The sequence below is a fragment of the Peribacillus sp. YIM B13472 genome (assembly GCF_042788005.1).
GTDB classification, from domain to species: Bacteria; Bacillota; Bacilli; order Bacillales; family DSM-1321; genus Peribacillus; species Peribacillus simplex_E.
Map to the genome: position 1 here is coordinate 64,080 of NZ_JBHZPG010000007.1, position 17,927 is coordinate 82,006.

18 protein-coding genes and 1 pseudogene are annotated in these 17,927 nt (G+C 40.8%); all 19 read left to right on the forward strand.

Annotation, left to right across the window (positions count from 1 at the left end; all coding sequences use genetic code 11):
- The first annotated feature begins 153 nt into the window (after positions 1-153).
- The gene (gene spoIVA, locus ACFX4I_RS07800) at positions 154-1,632 is read left to right on the forward strand and encodes a stage IV sporulation protein A (protein ID WP_098370783.1); all 1,479 of its coding nucleotides are present in this window, start codon (positions 154-156) and stop codon (positions 1,630-1,632) included.
- 505 nt (positions 1,633-2,137) lie between these two features.
- The gene (locus ACFX4I_RS07805) at positions 2,138-2,410 is read left to right on the forward strand and encodes an HU family DNA-binding protein (RefSeq protein ID WP_034308023.1); all 273 of its coding nucleotides are present in this window, start codon (positions 2,138-2,140) and stop codon (positions 2,408-2,410) included.
- 306 nt (positions 2,411-2,716) lie between these two features.
- Positions 2,717-3,283, forward strand: coding sequence for a GTP cyclohydrolase I FolE (folE, locus tag ACFX4I_RS07810; protein ID WP_034308020.1), 567 nt, complete (start codon positions 2,717-2,719; stop codon positions 3,281-3,283).
- 20 nt (positions 3,284-3,303) lie between these two features.
- Entirely contained in the window at positions 3,304-3,552 is a 249-nt protein-coding gene (gene mtrB, locus ACFX4I_RS07815; protein WP_034308017.1) for a trp RNA-binding attenuation protein MtrB, read from the forward strand.
- 246 nt (positions 3,553-3,798) lie between these two features.
- Positions 3,799-4,629, forward strand: a complete 831-nt coding sequence (locus tag ACFX4I_RS07820; protein ID WP_377419900.1) for a heptaprenyl diphosphate synthase component 1 — start codon at positions 3,799-3,801, stop codon at positions 4,627-4,629.
- 3 nt (positions 4,630-4,632) lie between these two features.
- Positions 4,633-5,343 (forward strand): demethylmenaquinone methyltransferase, encoded by a 711-nt coding sequence (locus ACFX4I_RS07825; RefSeq protein WP_230303343.1) that lies wholly within the window; start codon positions 4,633-4,635, stop codon positions 5,341-5,343.
- A gap of 34 nt (positions 5,344-5,377) precedes the next feature.
- Positions 5,378-6,340, forward strand: coding sequence for a heptaprenyl diphosphate synthase component II (gene hepT / locus ACFX4I_RS07830; RefSeq protein WP_230303344.1), 963 nt, complete (start codon positions 5,378-5,380; stop codon positions 6,338-6,340).
- A 96-nt stretch (positions 6,341-6,436) separates the two neighbouring features.
- Positions 6,437-6,883, forward strand: a complete 447-nt coding sequence (ndk, locus tag ACFX4I_RS07835; RefSeq protein ID WP_076365651.1) for a nucleoside-diphosphate kinase — start codon at positions 6,437-6,439, stop codon at positions 6,881-6,883.
- Positions 6,884-7,069: 186 nt separating this feature from the next.
- Positions 7,070-7,851, forward strand: a pseudogene (locus ACFX4I_RS07840) (CheR family methyltransferase).
- 255 nt (positions 7,852-8,106) lie between these two features.
- The gene (gene aroC, locus ACFX4I_RS07845; protein WP_230303346.1) at positions 8,107-9,279 is read left to right on the forward strand and encodes a chorismate synthase; all 1,173 of its coding nucleotides are present in this window, start codon (positions 8,107-8,109) and stop codon (positions 9,277-9,279) included.
- Positions 9,280-9,282: 3 nt separating this feature from the next.
- Positions 9,283-10,362: a 3-dehydroquinate synthase gene (aroB, locus tag ACFX4I_RS07850; protein ID WP_377419902.1), complete on the forward strand. Its 1,080-nt coding sequence runs from the start codon at positions 9,283-9,285 to the stop codon at positions 10,360-10,362.
- A 24-nt stretch (positions 10,363-10,386) separates the two neighbouring features.
- Positions 10,387-10,755, forward strand: a complete 369-nt coding sequence (gene aroH, locus ACFX4I_RS07855; protein WP_230303348.1) for a chorismate mutase — start codon at positions 10,387-10,389, stop codon at positions 10,753-10,755.
- 84 nt (positions 10,756-10,839) lie between these two features.
- A complete protein-coding gene (hisC, locus tag ACFX4I_RS07860) occupies positions 10,840-11,952 on the forward strand; it encodes a histidinol-phosphate transaminase (protein ID WP_309518774.1) in 1,113 nt (370 codons plus the stop codon).
- A 47-nt stretch (positions 11,953-11,999) separates the two neighbouring features.
- Entirely contained in the window at positions 12,000-13,103 is a 1,104-nt protein-coding gene (locus tag ACFX4I_RS07865; RefSeq protein ID WP_377419904.1) for a prephenate dehydrogenase, read from the forward strand.
- A 23-nt stretch (positions 13,104-13,126) separates the two neighbouring features.
- Positions 13,127-14,413 (forward strand): 3-phosphoshikimate 1-carboxyvinyltransferase, encoded by a 1,287-nt coding sequence (aroA, locus tag ACFX4I_RS07870; RefSeq protein WP_377419906.1) that lies wholly within the window; start codon positions 13,127-13,129, stop codon positions 14,411-14,413.
- 358 nt (positions 14,414-14,771) lie between these two features.
- Positions 14,772-16,043, forward strand: coding sequence for a tetratricopeptide repeat protein (locus ACFX4I_RS07875; protein ID WP_377419908.1), 1,272 nt, complete (start codon positions 14,772-14,774; stop codon positions 16,041-16,043).
- A gap of 41 nt (positions 16,044-16,084) precedes the next feature.
- Positions 16,085-16,636, forward strand: coding sequence for a ReoY family proteolytic degradation factor (locus ACFX4I_RS07880; protein WP_230302968.1), 552 nt, complete (start codon positions 16,085-16,087; stop codon positions 16,634-16,636).
- A 161-nt stretch (positions 16,637-16,797) separates the two neighbouring features.
- Positions 16,798-17,259 carry a YpiF family protein gene (locus tag ACFX4I_RS07885; RefSeq protein ID WP_230302967.1) on the forward strand — a complete coding sequence of 154 codons (462 nt, stop codon included), beginning with the start codon at positions 16,798-16,800 and terminating at the stop codon, positions 17,257-17,259.
- A 160-nt stretch (positions 17,260-17,419) separates the two neighbouring features.
- Entirely contained in the window at positions 17,420-17,926 is a 507-nt protein-coding gene (locus ACFX4I_RS07890) for a QcrA and Rieske domain-containing protein (RefSeq protein WP_377419910.1), read from the forward strand.
- Position 17,927: the final 1 nt, after the last annotated feature.

Below are 17,927 nucleotides of genomic sequence, written 5' to 3' on the forward strand. Positions count from 1 at the left end.
ACAACCCTTATATAAAATTTCTGGTGGAGGAAGGGATTGAACCAGGGAAATAATTGGAATAAATTTTTAGGACAACATCATAGATATATAATGTCCTAAATAAATGCAAATGGATAAACGAAATCCCAAAACTCTAATTCGGGAGGGGATACCTTGGAAAAGGTAGATATTTTTAAAGATATAGCTGAACGGACCGGTGGCGATATATACTTGGGGGTGGTCGGTGCCGTCAGGACTGGGAAATCCACATTTATTAAAAAATTCATGGAGCTAGTCGTCATTCCGAATATTCCGTCAGAGGCGGACCGTGCCAGGGCACAGGATGAATTACCTCAAAGTGCAGCCGGAAAGACGATTATGACGACGGAACCAAAATTCGTACCGAACCAGGCAGCATCGATTCAAGTAGCTGAAGGCCTCGACGTGAACATCCGTTTAGTCGATTGTGTCGGTTATACAATACCCGGGGCTAAAGGGTATGAAGATGAAAATGGTCCCCGCATGATTCACACGCCTTGGTATGAAGAACCGATTCCGTTCAATGAAGCGGCTGAGATCGGTACTCGAAAAGTAATTCAGGATCATTCCACATTAGGCGTAGTCGTTACGACGGATGGATCGATAGGAGAAATTCCGAGAAGTGATTATTTAGAGGCCGAGGAAAGGGTTGTCGAAGAATTGAAGGAGGTTGGCAAGCCATTTATCATGATTGTCAATTCCGTTCAGCCCCACCACCCGAATACGGTAGCACTGAAGGAATCCCTGCAGGAAAAGTATGATATCCCTGTATTGGCCATGAGTGTCGAAGGAATGCGGGAATCGGATGTTTATAGCGTACTGCGCGAGGCCCTGTACGAATTTCCTGTTCTTGAGGTCAATGTTAATCTCCCGAGCTGGGTAATGGTTCTGCGCGAGGATCATTGGTTGAGGGAAAGTTACCAGGACGCGGTTAAAGAGACCGTCAAGGACATTAAACGCCTGAGGGATGTAGATCGTGTAGTCGGTCATTTCAATGAATTCGAGTTCATTGACCGTGCCGCGCTTGCAGGCATTGAAATGGGGCAGGGTGTTGCAGAAATAGACCTATACGCCCCTGATGAACTCTATGATGATATCCTGAAGGAAATTGTCGGTGTAGAGATCCGGGGCAAGGATCATCTGTTATCATTGATGCAGGACTTTGCGTATGCTAAAGCAGAATATGATCAGGTGGCCGATGCACTAAGAATGGTCAAACAAACTGGATATGGTGTTGCAGCCCCATCCCTTAATGATATGAGTCTCGATGAACCGGAAATCATCCGTCAGGGAGCCAGGTTCGGTGTCAGGCTAAAAGCCGTAGCTCCTTCCATCCATATGATTAAGGTCGATGTCGAATCCGAATTCTCACCAATCATCGGTACGGAAAAGCAAAGTGAGGAATTAGTGCGGTATCTGATGCAGGATTTCGAAGACAATCCACTTTCCATTTGGAACTCCGATATTTTTGGCAGAAGCCTAAGTTCCTACGTAAGGGAAGGCATACAAGTGAAATTAGCGATGATGCCAGACAATGCACGCTATAAATTGAAAGAAACACTGGAGAGGATTATTAATGAGGGCAGTGGGGGATTGATTGCCATCATCTTATAGTAAACGTTTAAAAGCTGGACCAACTCCATTTATGGATTGGTCTTTTTGCATGGGATGAATGGCAGGATCACAGGAAAAATATCATTTATGAATGCTAATATTTGAAATGATCTGCTGTTTTTTAGTATAATCTTGAAAAAACCCTGTGGTTAAGCGATTTTCAGCAATATAATAAGTTTAATTTCTATAAAAAAGGGAAATGATGAATAGCGAAAGACAAAATTTATAATATATACAATTATTAATGAAAAGATTCCCATTATTTTTTGAATTCCCTTGCTAAGCTAATAGGATTTGTGATAATCTACATACAGAAAACGCGTTATAACAGCGATTTCAACCTATTTATAAATTTCCGGATGAATTATTTGGAAATTAATCGGGCTTGGTAATCCATGATTGCCAGGGAATGAAAATTTTTTGACTAAAACTAATATCAAATCACTATTATAGTGTTGTAATAATGATTTTTTATAAAGATCCCTTTTGGGAGGAGGTGAATGGCATGAACAAAACAGAATTAATTAATGAAGTTGTTACAGCAACTGAAATTTCTAAGAAAGACGCTACAAAAGCTGTTGATGCTGTTTTTGATACAATCTTAGAAGCTCTAAAAAACGGTGATAAAGTCCAATTGATTGGTTTTGGTAACTTTGAAGTTCGTGAACGTGCGGCTCGTAAAGGCCGTAACCCACAAACTGGTGACGAAATCGAAATTGCAGCTAGCAAAGTGCCAGCTTTCAAACCCGGTAAAGCGCTGAAAGATGCAGTGAAGTAATTCTACCATTACATACGGGTGCTTAACCGAAAAGGGCCGCGTGAAAACGCGGTCCTTTTTTTGCTTCTTAATTTCCATCTGTGATAATATAAAAGACAGTGAATATTTTCGAAACGCTGCAGATGGTAAATCCTTCACAAGGAAATGACCATCCGAATACCGCTTCCGACGAAACTGCCTTTAAAGGGCATCAATCTATGGGTAATCGGTCGCTTAATAATTGCAATTATGGATTTCCGGGTGCAACGCGCTTTGGATTTTTTATCTGAATACATAATATTATTGATTTTTTAGGAGGTACAAAAAATGGCTAATGTTGATCATGCCAAATTAGAAGAAGCGGTTAAAATGCTTCTCGAGGCTGTAGGGGAAGACCCAACGAGGGAAGGACTGCTGGATACTCCTGCTCGGGTAGCCAGAATGTATGAAGAAATTTTTTCTGGACTTAATCAGGATCCAAAGGAATATTTCGATACTGTTTTTGGGGAGGACCATGAAGAACTCGTACTTGTAAAGGATATTCCGTTTTACTCGGTATGTGAACATCATTTAGTCCCTTTTTACGGGAAAGCCCATGTAGCATATATTCCGAAAAACGGAAAAGTGACTGGTTTAAGCAAATTGGCACGGGCGGTTGAGGCTGTATCGAAGCGTCCGCAGCTTCAAGAGCGCATCACTTCTACAGTTGCAGACTCGATAATGGAAAAGCTCGAGCCTCATGGTGTAATGGTTGTAGTAGAGGCTGAACATATGTGCATGACCATGCGAGGCGTGAAAAAACCCGGATCTAAAACAGTGACTTCAGCTGTAAGGGGAACGTTTGCGAAGGATCACCGTACTAGAGCTGAAGTACTGGCATTCATTAAAGACTAAGGATATGGGGGCAGGAAAAAATGAATGATAAAAAGATTCTGAATGATTTTGTCGTAATCAAAGCCATTGAGGATAGTGTGAATGTCATCGGGTTGACAAGGGGAACGGACACCAAGTTTCACCACTCCGAAAAACTGGACTCAGGAGAGGTGATGATCGCACAATTCACGGAGCATACCTCGGCAATTAAAATCAGGGGCCATGCAAAGGTCTATACTCCATTCGGAGAGATAGAAAGTGATTCCAAAAAGAATTCACCTGACAAATGATCGTTTCTCAATGCTTGGTTAATTATAAATCAATCACCTGATATCGCGTTTAACAAGCTGTAAATTTCCCGCATCCATTTTTTGAAGAGCAAAAGTCGATGATTTCCTTGTTTTTGGAAGTTTCATTTTATAAACGTTGACCATTTCATCTGATTGTTTTTATGGTATAATAATGTGTATTTTACACAGACAGAAACCAATATGTATGAAAAAAATTATCTTTCGGGGATGCAAGGGTGATCTCAATTGTTAAACATAACGGACGACATAAGGCAATTAAAACGATTAATAGAAACGAAAGCTCAACATCCATATTTATTGAAGTATATACAAAAGCCAAGCTTGGACGAAGATAAACTGATGTTGCTTTGGGGATTGTTTAACGATTTGGACGTTAAAAGTGAAAAACGGAATCAATACATCATTTCAACCATGTTAGTGCAAATAGCTCTGGATACCCATGAAATCGTCTCGAATTCGGGTGAAGGGATCGAGTCGCCCAAAGTATTGAAAAATCGTCAATTACAAGTGCTTGCCGGTGATTACTATAGTGGCTTATATTATCAAGGGCTTGCCAGTATAGGTAATGTTGATATGATCCGTATCCTTTCAAGCGCGATAAAAAAAATAAATGATAATAAAATCATTCTTTACCAACAAGGGTCGATTCAAGATGTACCAACGCTTTTAATGACGATAAAAGCGATCGAGGCTTCGCTGATTCAGAAACTGTCGGATTACTATAATGAGCCTGCCTGGTTAGAAATATCGGAAGATCTGCTGCTTTTAAAACGGTTGCATGCCGAGAAGAGAAGTTATATGAAGTCGGGGGAATCAATAGTTTTTGATGTCCTAAGGGAAATGCCTTTTGATGACTCGATCGGTGGGGATGTTCCCATTTCGGAAAAGGAAGAACAGGTACGCACCCAATTCGACAAGTGCCTGAGGGATGCCAGGCAATCCGTAGAGCGCTCGATGCGGAAGCTGGCAAAGTTGGATGATGAACTACAGGAAAGAGTGAAGGCCATCTTGGAACAAACAGAGAGTATGGCAAATTCATATGTGAAAGAAGGGTGAATCATGGAGCAGTCTAAAGAGCAAAAAGTTCATCATGTCTTTGAAAAGATTTACGGAAATTATGACAAGATGAATTCCCTCATCAGCTTTAAACAGCATCTTAAATGGCGGAAGGCTACAATGGCCATCATGAATGTCCCAAAAGGCGCCCATGCACTGGATGTATGCTGTGGAACAGCGGACTGGACCATTGCCCTTGCTAATGAAGTAGGACCAGAAGGAAAGGTTGTTGGTCTGGATTTTAGTAAGAACATGCTGAAAATCGGCGAACAAAAGGTGAATGAACTCAATCTAGATCAAGTTTCCCTAATGCATGGGAATGCAATGGAACTTCCTTTTGAGGATAATAGCTTTGACTATGTCACGATCGGTTTCGGGCTGCGGAATGTCCCTGATTACATGAAAGTGCTTAAAGAGTTAAACCGTGTAGCCAAGCCGGGTGGAATGGTCGTTTGCCTGGATACATCACAGCCAACGATGCTAGGCTTTAAACAGGGCTATTATTTTTATTTCCGTTTCATTATGCCCATGTTCGGCAAATTATTCGCAAAAAGCTATAGTGAATACTCATGGCTGCAGGAATCAGCCCGGGATTTCCCAGGCATGAAAAAGCTTGAAAACATGTTTAAGCAGGCAGGAATGGATAATGTCAGTTATAAGGCCCATTTCGGCGGGGTAGCAGCAACACATTTCGGGTACAAGCCTTCAAAATAAGCAGAATAGCAATGGACAAAGCTGGGTGGAATGTATGAAATTTAAAATGATGTATTCATTTTTGAATGCAGATTTGCAATTAATAGAAAAAGAACTGGAAGCCGCAATTGAAGCGGATTCCACGGTTTTAAGGGAAGCTTCCCTGCATTTACTGCAATCCGGTGGAAAACGGATCCGTCCGGTATTCGTCCTATTGGGTGCGAAGTTTGGCAACTATGATATTCATGTCGTAAAGCATGTCGCAGCGACTTTGGAACTCATCCATACGGCCTCCCTTGTACATGATGATGTTGTGGATGATGCGGATTTACGCAGGGGATCGGCTACCATTAAGTCAAAATGGGATAATCGCGTCGCCATGTACACAGGCGACTTCATTTTTGCTCGTGCACTGGAAATGATGGCGGTTATCGAGTCACCGCTTGCGCATCAAATTCTCGCAGATACTATGGTTGAACTATGTCTTGGGGAAATTGAACAAATAAAAGATAAGTACAATTTCGAACAGAATTGGCGGATATACTTTAGAAGGATCAAACGGAAAACGGCATTGCTCATTGCATCTAGCTGCCAGTTGGGAGCCATTTCAGCAGGTGTTGAAGAAAGGGTTCATCAAAAGCTATTTAAATTCGGATATTATGTCGGTATGTCCTATCAAATCACCGATGATATATTGGATTTTACGGCTTCGGAAGAAGAGCTTGGGAAACCAGCCGGCAGTGATTTGATTCAAGGTAATATCACTTTGCCCGTTTTGATTGCTATGGAAGATCCAAAGTTAAAAAAGCTTATCGAAACAGTTCGGGAAGATACGCCAAAAGACGAAATGTCCCATATAATCGATGCGATAAAAACTTCCGGTGCCATTGAACAGGCAGCGAGGATCAGTGATATGTATTTAGAAAAGGCTTTTACTGAATTGAAAGGCCTTCCTGCCATTAAAGCTAGAAAAACTTTATCGGACATCGCGAAAAATATCGGAAAAAGAAAGTTTTGATAATGGGAGTTGCGAAACTCATCAAACAATGGTAATATTCTAAAAGTATTGCCTTATATAGGCAAATAACAATGATACATATTAGGAGTGACATTCATGGAAAGAACATTTTTAATGGTTAAGCCTGACGGCGTTCAACGCAATCTAATCGGTGAAATCGTTTCCCGTTTTGAAAAGAAAGGCTTCCTTCTTGCAGGAGCAAAATTAATGGTAATTTCTCAAGAATTGGCCGAGCAACATTATGGCGAGCACAAAGAACGTCCTTTCTTTGGCGAATTAGTGGACTTCATTACTTCAGGTCCTGTCTTCGCAATGGTTTGGGAAGGTGAAAACGTAATCGCTACTGCACGTCAAATGATGGGTGCGACTAACCCTAAAGATGCAGCAGCAGCAACAATTCGTGGCGATTTTGCCGTAACTGTCGGCAAAAACATCATTCACGGATCTGATTCAGCTGAAAGCGCTGTACGTGAAATCGGTTTATTCTTCAAAGAAGAAGAAATTGTTGAGTATTCTAAACTTGTAAGCGAGTGGGTTTATTAATTAATACGATCACTCTATAAAAAGCGGGTTCCATCGTCATTATGCGATGGAACCCGCTTTTTTTGTATTGCTTATTTAGTTTCCCGGCAAGGTAAGGAATTATTTTAGTTTAAAGAAAAAATGGCACTCTCCGATATATAAAGGGAAGGACCACTTAAAATAATTATGTGCAGGGGAGTCGTAGGAATGCCTCAAGAATATGAAGAGTTTATTCGTAATATCAAAATGTTGACAGGTAATTGATTTGGCACTATATAAGGAAGGGCAAATGAAAAGGCGACTAACAACTCTATATGAAAAAAGAGGATATCATTCATTTCGTGAATACTATAAAGACATTCAAACCAATCCCGAAGTTTTAAATGAACTTTTGGATAGAATGACAATCAATGTTTCCGAATTTTATAGAAATGCGAAAAGATGGGAAGTGTTGGAGCGGAAAATCCTTCCTGAATTATTGGCAAGTAAAAAAAAGTTGAAAATTTGGAGTGCAGCCTGTTCAACTGGCGAGGAACCATATACGATTGCAATGATATTGTCCAATCTGGTTCCACTTAGCCAGATAGAGATATTGGCGACGGATCTGGATGAAAATGTATTGGCGCGAGTGAAATTGGGGATGTATCCTGAACGTTCCTTAAATGAAGTGCCTGAAAAAATCAAAAGGAAATACTTTGAAAAAAAGGCGGAGTTTTATCGTGTCGATGATGAAATCAAGAGAAGGGTGACATTTAAAAAGCAAAACCTTCTCTCTGACCGGTTCGAAAAGGAGTTGGATTTAATCGTTTGCCGCAATGTTTTAATTTATTTCACTGAAGAAGCCAAAAATTTATTATATGAAAAATTCAGTGCATCACTAAAAAGCGGCGGGGTGCGGGGTCCTTTTTGTAGGAGGTACAGAGCAAATATTCACCCCAGGAAAATATCAATTTGAAACGGTCGACACATTTTTTTATAAGAAAAAGTAAATACTTTGGATAAAAAGGGACTGATTCTGTATATGAGCATTCAGTCCCTTTTCGTTTGTCGTGTAATAGCAAATCCAGTAGAACTCAACTTTGAAAGATTAAACTATATCGAAAATGTTTAAGTACTTGTAAAATAGAAAGAAAAGTGATTAAATTCAAACAATATGGTTTTTACGTTTTACATATACCCACATTTCATAAAATTGTGGTATATTGATACATATACACTTTAAAGTGCTAAAAGGGGGCTGGAAGATGAGATATTTAACAGCGGGAGAATCACATGGTCCGCAACTGACTACTATCATTGAAGGATTACCGGCAGGAATGCCGATTTCGAATGAGGATATTAATCAAGATTTAGGGCGCCGGCAAAAAGGGCATGGACGTGGAAGAAGGATGCAGATCGAGAAAGATCAGGCATTTATTTCTTCGGGAATCAGACATGGCTACACACTCGGTTCGCCGGTAGCTTTGGTGGTTGAGAACGATGACTGGAAGCATTGGACAAAGATTATGGGAAGTGAAGGGCTTTCAGAAGAGGAAGCTGAAGAAATTAAACGTAAAATCACCCGGCCTCGTCCTGGTCATGCGGACTTGAACGGCGGGATTAAATATGGGCACCGCGATTTGAGAAATGTTCTGGAACGCTCTTCAGCCCGGGAAACGACAGTAAGGGTGGCAGCAGGTGCTGTCGCTAAAAAGCTATTGTCTTTATTGGGGATAGAAGTGGCATCGCATGTTTTGGAAATTGGCGGAGTGAAGGCAGAACCGCCAAAATACGAAACGATTCAGCAATTGCAACAAGTAACGGAAGAATCTTCTGTTAGATGTTTTGACAAAAACGTAGAGCAGCAGATGAAGGATGCAATTGATGAAGCGAAACAAAAAGGAGATTCCATCGGCGGCATCGTTGAGGTCATTGTAGAAGGAATGCCGGTGGGTGTAGGAAGTTATGTGCACTATGACCGTAAGCTTGATGCAAAACTAGCCGCAGCGATAATGAGCATCAATGCATTTAAAGGGGTGGAAATAGGTCTTGGCTTTGAAGCGGCCCATCTATTCGGCAGTGAAGTCCATGATGAAATCGCCTGGGACGAAGAACAGGGTTATTACCGGAAAACCAATCGCCTTGGCGGTTTTGAAGGCGGTATGACAACTGGAATGCCTATAGTTGTACGCGGTGTGATGAAGCCGATCCCGACTTTATATAAACCTTTGAAAAGTGTTGATATTGATACGAAGGAAGTGTTTGAAGCAAGTGTCGAACGTTCCGATAGTTGTGCGGTTCCAGCAGCAGCAGTAGTTGCTGAAGCGGTAGTGTCATGGGAACTGGCGGCTGCCATCGTTGATCAATTCCCTTCAGATCGGTATGAGCAATTAGCAGAATACATAAGATCATATCGGGAAGAAGTAAAGGGGTTTTAAATCATGAAATCCATCCAAATAAAAACGGCTTCCAAGCAATATCCGGTTTTAATTGGCAAGAAGGCAATAAATGAATTGCCTGAATTAATAACGCATGAATTAAATCATCTAAACAAGATTCTGATCATAACTGATGAGAAAGTGGCGGCACTTCATTTGCAGACTGTGAAAAATGCCCTGATCAAGACGGGAAAACCGGTCCTGCATCATGTAGTGCCAGAAGGGGAGCATGCTAAAACATTCGATGTGTTTTATGAATGCCAAAGCTTCTGCTTATCCCAACAGATTAATCGCAAGTCATTGATTATCGCCCTTGGCGGTGGTGCAGTCGGTGACTTGGCTGGATTCGTTGCGGCCACTTTTATGAGAGGGATTCCATTTATACAGGTTCCGACGACTTTGCTCGCCCATGATAGTGCAGTGGGCGGCAAGGTTGCCATCAATCACCCTCTAGGGAAAAATATGATTGGAGCCTTTCATCAGCCTGAAGCGGTCATTTATGATCTTGAATTTTTAAAAACTCTGCCTCTTAAAGAATTAAGGTCGGGTTTTGCGGAAGTCATTAAACATTCCTTGATAGCAGATAATGATTTTTATCTATGGTTAAAGTCGAATATTGTTGATTTGAATGATATAACGGATGAGCAATTCCTGACAATGATTACAAAAGGAATTGGCATTAAAGCTAAAATTGTCGAAGAGGATGAGAAGGAAAATGGCATTCGTGCCTTTTTGAACTTTGGTCATACGCTTGGACATGCAGTGGAAAGTTCAATGGGATACGGAAACTTTACGCATGGGGAATCCATTTTAATCGGGATGGTATATGCTCTTAAATTAAGCAGAAAGAAAGTGGATCTTGATTTTAAACTTGATGAGTTTATTGACTGGGTTTCTTCTTTAGGTTATCAAATAACCATTCCAACCCGACTTGAACATGCAATGCTGCTTGATTTAATGAAAACAGACAAAAAATCGGTCAATGATGCAGCTACCTTTGTTCTGCTAAACGAAGTGGGGTCACCGCTATTAATGGATATAGCCGACTCTGAGCTGATAGAGGAAATGGCGGATATGATATAGAGTTCAGAAGAAGGGGGACTATGTGTGATAAGAGGAATAAGGGGTGCCACTACAGTAGAGAGAGACACAGAAATGGAAGTGATTTCAGCTGTCGAAAAGTTGATGGCAGAGATCATTCAGGTCAACGAGATTGATCCCGATATGGTAGCTTCTGTATTTTTTTCTGCGACGGAAGAGATTCGTTCTGTCTTCCCTGCCAAAGCCTTGAGGAAATTCGAAGGCTGGACTTATGTACCGGTTACATGCATGAAAGAAATACCGGTGAGCAATTCCTTGCCATTTTGCATCCGGGTCATGATCCACGTAAATACGACGAAATCTCAAAAAGAGATACATCATGTATACCAGGCAGGGGCTACGGTATTACGGCCAGATTTGACAAAGCAGATATAAGATGATTTTAAATCTATGAATATGATATACTATTCTCGCACTTTCTTGCTTTAAAGTGATAAAAAATATATAGAGGTGATTGACATGAAATGGAATGAAGCGGTCCTTTCCTTGAAGTCTTATCAACCGGGAAAATCCACTGATGAAGTGAAAAAATTATACGGGTTGGAAAAAATCACGAAATTAGCTTCGAATGAAAATCCTTTTGGCTGTTCGGAAAAGGTCAAGGAGTCCGTTAGGAACTCAACCCATTCGTTTGCCATCTATCCGGATGGATATGCAACGATGCTTAGGGAAGCTGTTGCAAAACATACAGGTGTGAAAGAAACTCAGCTTATTTTTGGAAATGGATCTGATGAGAACATTCAAATCATCTCCAGGAGTCTATTGGGAGCTGGAAAGAACACGGTCATGGCAACAGGCACTTTTTCGCAGTATCGCCATAATGCCACATTAGAAGGTGCGGAAATCAGGGAAGTTCCTCATATTGACGGTGCTCATGATCTAGAAGGAATGCTTAAAGTAATAGATGAAAAAACAGCGGTTGTCTGGCTTTGTACACCAAATAATCCAACTGGTAAATACATTTCGGAACAGGACTTAGTATCGTTCATCGAAAAAGTGCCGGAAGATGTTCTTATCGTTTTGGATGAAGCTTATTGTGAATATGCAACGGCTGAGGATTACCCAAGAACGAATCAATGGATTAATAAATATAAAAATTTGATCATACTCCGGACATTCTCAAAAATTTATGGACTTGCCAGTTTTAGGGTAGGGTATGGTTTGGCGGATGAGGATATTATTCAGAAACTGGATCCATCCCGGGAACCATTCAATGTGAACACATTCGCACAGAATATCGCTATCGTCGCTTTGGAGGATCAAGCCTTCATTGAAAAATGCAAGGAAGAAAATCAGAAAGGGCTCAAGCGGTACTATGAATTTTGCAATAAGGAAAATTTAGCTTATTACCCGTCACAAGGTAATTTCATCTTTATCCATTTTAAACAGGATGCCGATGTGGTATTTCAATATTTGCTTGAGCGCGGGTACATTGCAAGGTCGGGGAAATCTTTCGGTTTTCCTAACAGCCTGAGGGTAACGATTGGTTCCACTGAAGAAAATGAAGGAATGATTAATGCTATAAAAACTTTTTTGAATGAAGTTGAGGCACCTTCTGATTCGCTGCTTTAACGTTTCATCAAACCTAGAGGAGCATAAAAGATGTGGGGGAGAGAAGAGTGAAGGGTAAGGTTTTTGTAATAGGTCTAGGTCTAATTGGCGGATCACTGGCCATGGCTGTTCGCCATGCACATCCTGAAGCTGTGATTGTTGGTACGGACCTAAGTGAAAAGAATATTCAACTATCGATGCTATTGGGGATCATTGATGATTCTGTATCATCTTTGGAAGCGGGAGCACGTGAAGCTGATTTGATTCTACTTGCTGTGCCTGTCAATGAAACCGTGAAGATTTTAGCTCAATTGGCCGATATGGATTTAAAAAGTGATGTCCTCATATCGGATGCAGGAAGTACGAAGGATACAGTCGTTAAGGCAGCAAAACCATTGATAGATAAAGGGGTGGCCTTCATCGGGGGGCACCCTATGGCTGGTTCCCATAAAAGCGGCGCTGCGGCAGCCAAATTGCATTTATTCGAACATGCATTTTATTTGCTTACTCCCGGAGATTCCATCGAAGAAGAAAAAGTTGAGCAGCTTAAAGGGTGGCTGCAAGGGACAAGAGCTAACTTTCTGGTTGTGAGTCCTGCCACGCATGATAAGCTGACTGGGGTCATTAGTCATTTTCCGCATATTGTCGCATCGGGGCTCGTTAAGCAGGCAGAAAATTACAGTAAGGAAAACAAGTTGATTTCAAGGCTTGCAGCAGGCGGATTCCGAGATATTACAAGAATTGCTTCAAGCAGTCCGGAAATGTGGCGTGACATTTTGTTACATAACCGGGATGTGCTACTTGATTTAATGAATGATTGGCTGAATGAAATGGAGCATATAAAAGGTCTGGTTGCGAATGAAGATAGTGAAGAAATCCTTCGATTCTTTACCGATGCCAAGATTTTCAGGGATGATTTGCCAACACATGCAAAAGGTGCCATACCAGCGTTTTATGATTTATATATCGATATACCGGATTATGCCGGAATAATTTCTGAGATTACCGGATATTTAGCTCATGAAGGTATCAGCATTACAAACATTAGGATCATTGAAACCAGGGAAGAGATATACGGTGTGCTGGTCATCAGCTTCCAAACGGATGTTGATCGCATAAAAGCTGCGGAGTGTATTTCTAGACATACAGATTATGAAACGATCCTGGCATAATATTGATAGGAAAGGATGGTTTTATGAATACAAAAAAATTACAAACGAACATCCAAACATTACGTGGTTCGATTGCCATACCTGGAGATAAGTCGATCTCCCATCGTTCGATAATGTTCGGAGCGCTTGCCGAAGGGGAAACGACAGTCACTAATTTTCTTCCAGGGGCCGACTGTTTAAGTACGATTTCCTGTTTTAAGCAGCTTGGAGTCCAAATTGAACAAGATGGCCAGCACGTCAAAATTGAAGGCAAAGGTTTTAATGGCTTAAAGGAACCTGAGTCTGTGCTGGATGTCGGAAATTCTGGTACGACGATCAGGTTAATGATGGGCATTTTGGCAGGACAGCAATTTTCGGCCGTTTTGGCAGGTGATGAATCGATAGCCAAACGTCCAATGACCCGGGTAGTCAACCCTCTTCGTCAGATGGGAGCAGTCATTGATGGCCGAAAAGGAGCCGAATACACCCCGCTCTTCATAAGAGGTGGTAAATTAAAAGGGTTTCGCTATGAATTACCTGTAGCAAGTGCGCAGGTAAAATCAGCGATAATCTTGGCTGGTTTACAGGCAGAAGGTGAAACGATCATTATCGAACCGGAAGAGACCCGTGATCATACTGAACGAATGATCCAAGAGTTTGGCGGGAAAATCGAAAAGGACGGTCAAACGATTAAAGTAAGCGGAAACCAAGTCTTTAAAGGGACCGCCATCCATGTGCCGGGTGATATTTCTTCGGCGGCTTTCTTCATGGTGGCTGCAGCGATTACGGAAAATAGTGAAGTGGTGTTAAAGAATGTGGGCCTTAATTCGACAAGGACTGGAATCATCGAAGTCATGAAATCAATGGGGGCGGATATTACGATAGATAAGAAGACGAGCGAGGGTGAACCTGCAGGAGACATCACTGTCAGAAGCTCCCGACTAAAAGGGACGACCATCAGCGGTGATTTAATTCCCCGTCTCATCGATGAAATACCGGTAATTGCACTTCTGGCAACACAGGCTGAAGGGATAACGACAATCAAGGATGCAGCAGAACTTAAAGTGAAAGAGACGAATCGAATTGATACTGTTGCCAATGAGCTCTCCATTCTTGGGGCAGATATAACCCCGACAGCAGATGGATTGATCATCAAAGGACGTAAAGCCCTTAATGGAGGTATGGTTACAAGCCATGGAGATCATCGTATCGGGATGATGCTTGCTGTAGCGGCTTTGATAACGGATGGGGAAGTGGACCTTGCTGACCCTGATGCCATAGATGTATCATATCCACAATTTTTTGGGCATTTGACGCAATTGATAAAGTAAATATAAAAAAAGTTTACATACCTTATTTGGTCTGTAAACTTTTTTTAAATGCTCAAAAGTGTTGAAAGCGCTAACATCCGTGCTTTTTTTCATGAAAATAATGAAAAAGGGGTTCAGGATCAAAAAGGAGATTGACCGTAGCATGGAGAATTAACTAGTAACCTTTTTTTAATGAGAATGGGAGGGGACTTCATCAATGGAATACAGGGCTACAGTATGGTAAACTAATGAATACTGTTTACTATGCATCTCGCGATTACATGGTATTTTGTTCTTTTAATGGCAGGGTATGTTACATTATGGCGTGAGTGTGTATGACTAGGGACCAAGTCTATCATGCAAAAGGAAGGATTCAACAATGAACTCAGTGGAACAAGTTATACAGCATTTAAAAAAAGGGGAATTAACAGAAGCTCTTAAACATATAAATCGAATTAAATCATCAGAGTCAGCAGAGGACATATTGTTGCTGGCCGAAGAAATGCTCCAGCTTGGTTTTGCGGAGGAGGCAAAGGATCTTTTTGAACATCTGCTGCAACTCTATCCCGATGAAGGAGAATTGATTGTTTCGTTGGCGGAAATCCTGATTGACATGGACCAGGAAGATGAAGCGATGCTGATGCTTGAAAAAGTAAGTGCAGATGACGAAGTATATCCAAGTGCTTTGCTTTTGGAAGCGGACCTTTATCAATTACAGGGGATGGATGAGGTCAGCGAACGGAAATTACTGCAGGCCAAGGAAATGCTTCCAGATGAGATCATCATTGATTTTGCACTAGCTGAACTGTTCTTTCATCAAGGAAGGGATCAGGAAGCCATTGCAAATTACATAAAGGTTTTAGAACAGGAACAAGAAATCGCTGGTGTTAATGTCAATCAGAGGCTTGCTGAAGCATTAAGCAGTTCGGGGAAGTTCGAGGAGGCCCTTCCGCACTTTGAAAAGGCCTTACAGGATGGACTTGAAATCAATACCTTATTTGAATATGCATTTACAGCTTTTCAGGCAGGTCTTTATGAGACAGCGGTACGAAAGTTTATTGAACTGAAAGAATTAGATCATGAATACCATTCTCTATATTTGTACCTGGCAAAGAGTTATGAACATCTTGAAGATCTGGATAATGCCTTGAAAACGGTCAAAGAAGGAATCAAGGCTGATGAATTCAATAAGGAACTTTTCTTCTTCGGTGGAAAAATAGCCTTGAAAAGCGGGCTTGAAGAAGAGGCGGAAAATCTATTTAAAGAAGCACTAGCCATTGATCCGGGATACCTGGAAGCTGCACTCACCCTCTTGAAATTGTATATGCACCACGAAAGGTATGAAGATGTATTGGAGTGTATTGGTGAAGTAAGGCGATATGGAGAGGATGATCCGCAGTTTGAATGGATAGCTGCTGTATCTTATCAGCATACTGAACAATTTAAAGAGTCATTAACCAGCTATCATAAAGCATATAATTCATTCAAGAACAATCAAGATTTCCTTGAAGATTATGGTTTCTTTTTAATTGAAGAAGGAGACAGAGCCACATCTAGAGAAGTATTTAATAAGCTGCTTGAGATGAACCCGGCAAATGATGAGTATGCGATGATTTTGGAGCGGCTAGGTGAAAGCACAGATGAAATGTAGATAAGTGAAACAAAACTAAATCAAGACAGAGGAGGGAATTCATGGTTGCTGCCCCTGTTTCTGTGAATGAGAAGAAGGATTTTATTCGGTGGTTTTTAAATCATTATCAATTGAAACGAAGAGAATGCGTGTGGATATTGAATTATTTGATGAGTCATGATCAACTAATGAAAAAGGTTCATTTTGTAGAAAATGCACAATATTGCCCACGTGGACTGATTATGTCGACACATTGTGTGGATGAGGTCCCTTTCAGGTTCTATAAGTCCAATATCATGACGACCGATGCAGAGAAATCGTTTCATGATATCCGTTTAAATCGGGATGAAGACATTTATATTCAGCTCAATTTTAAATCGTCTTACTCTTCCTATCAATATGCAGCGGTACTCGAGCATAATCCCTTCATGCCGAAATCAACGGCATCAAATGAAAAAGATCAGCTGCTAGCCGAACAATTTTTAGAAAAAAGCATGTTGTATTTTCAAAGGGACCGACTGCTTAAGGAAATCGATGAAGCCCTTGATAAGCATGATGAACAAGCATTTAAGAACTTAACCGAACAATTGAATCAATTAAAAGTACTTGGATGAAATAAATTGACCTTTCCGTTATTAGGAAAGGTTTTTATTTTTTATAAAATATTGATAAAATCCACATTTTTGTAAAGACTATGGGTATATGGTAAAGATGTTATAAAAATAATGGTAAAATGATAAGGAGTTGATTTAATAATCGGGAGTGAAGAAAAAACATGAAGTGGACAGCAAAAGATCTTGACATGTATATGCAGTCAAAAGAGTATGTGGATACCGTTTTAATTCCTTTGGTTCCCCTATCTTTTAAAGGGCAAATGAAGCAAACGGGCTCAATGAATGAATTTCTTACCATTTTAAGCTTGGAAATTGAAAAGCAGATGAAAGGAAGAATTCTTTTATTGCCAACATTTCATTATATAAGTGATGAAATGGATAAGGTTGAGCGGTTAAAGCGTTGGGCCAATGAAGTGAAAGAAAATGGTTTCGAGCATGTTTTTTTTCTTACATCGGATTTTGAGTGGAAAAAGGAAGAGCGTGAATTAGAAAATAATTTAGTATGGATCCCTGCCATCCCCCTCGATGGGCTTGAAATTGAACAAGCAAGGGAGATGATTAACCAGCAGGTTCTCCAAATCCTTGATATTTTCTCTTATAATTGGAAAAATGAAAAAAAGTAGGATTTTTCGCATTATTTGACACATTGTTGCCACCTTTTGGGTTTTACAAATATTGACCTTGGTAAATTATTGAGATATCATGGAAATGTCCTAGTTTTATAGTGTCGCTATTTATTGGTCCTTTGGGCTCTCAGTATAGTAATAGAGGGGGGGAAAACGCATGAGCAAGCATAATGTTTCACGACGTCAATTCCTTAATTACACACTTACTGGCGTTGGTGGATTTATGGCGGCCGGTATGTTGATGCCTATGGTTAGGTTTGCAATTGATCCTGTATTATCAGCTGATAAAGGCGGGGATTACGTTGCAACTAAACAGAAGGTAAGTGAACTGACTACCGAACCAACCCGTGTCGACTTTAGTTTTAAACAGGTCGATGGGTGGTATGAGTCTGAAGAAACAAATACAGCATGGGTTTACAAAACGGATGATGGTAAGATCGTTGCTTTATCTCCAATCTGTAAACATTTAGGCTGTACGGTAGGTTGGAATACGGATAAGACTAATCCGAATCAATTTTTCTGTCCTTGCCATTATGGCAGGTATACGAAAGATGGGGTGAATGTGAAAGGGACACCGCCGGTTTCACCATTGGATGTCTATGACACGAAAGAAAAAGATGGAATACTTTATTTGGGTCAACTAAAACCGCATGGGGAGGCGTAAA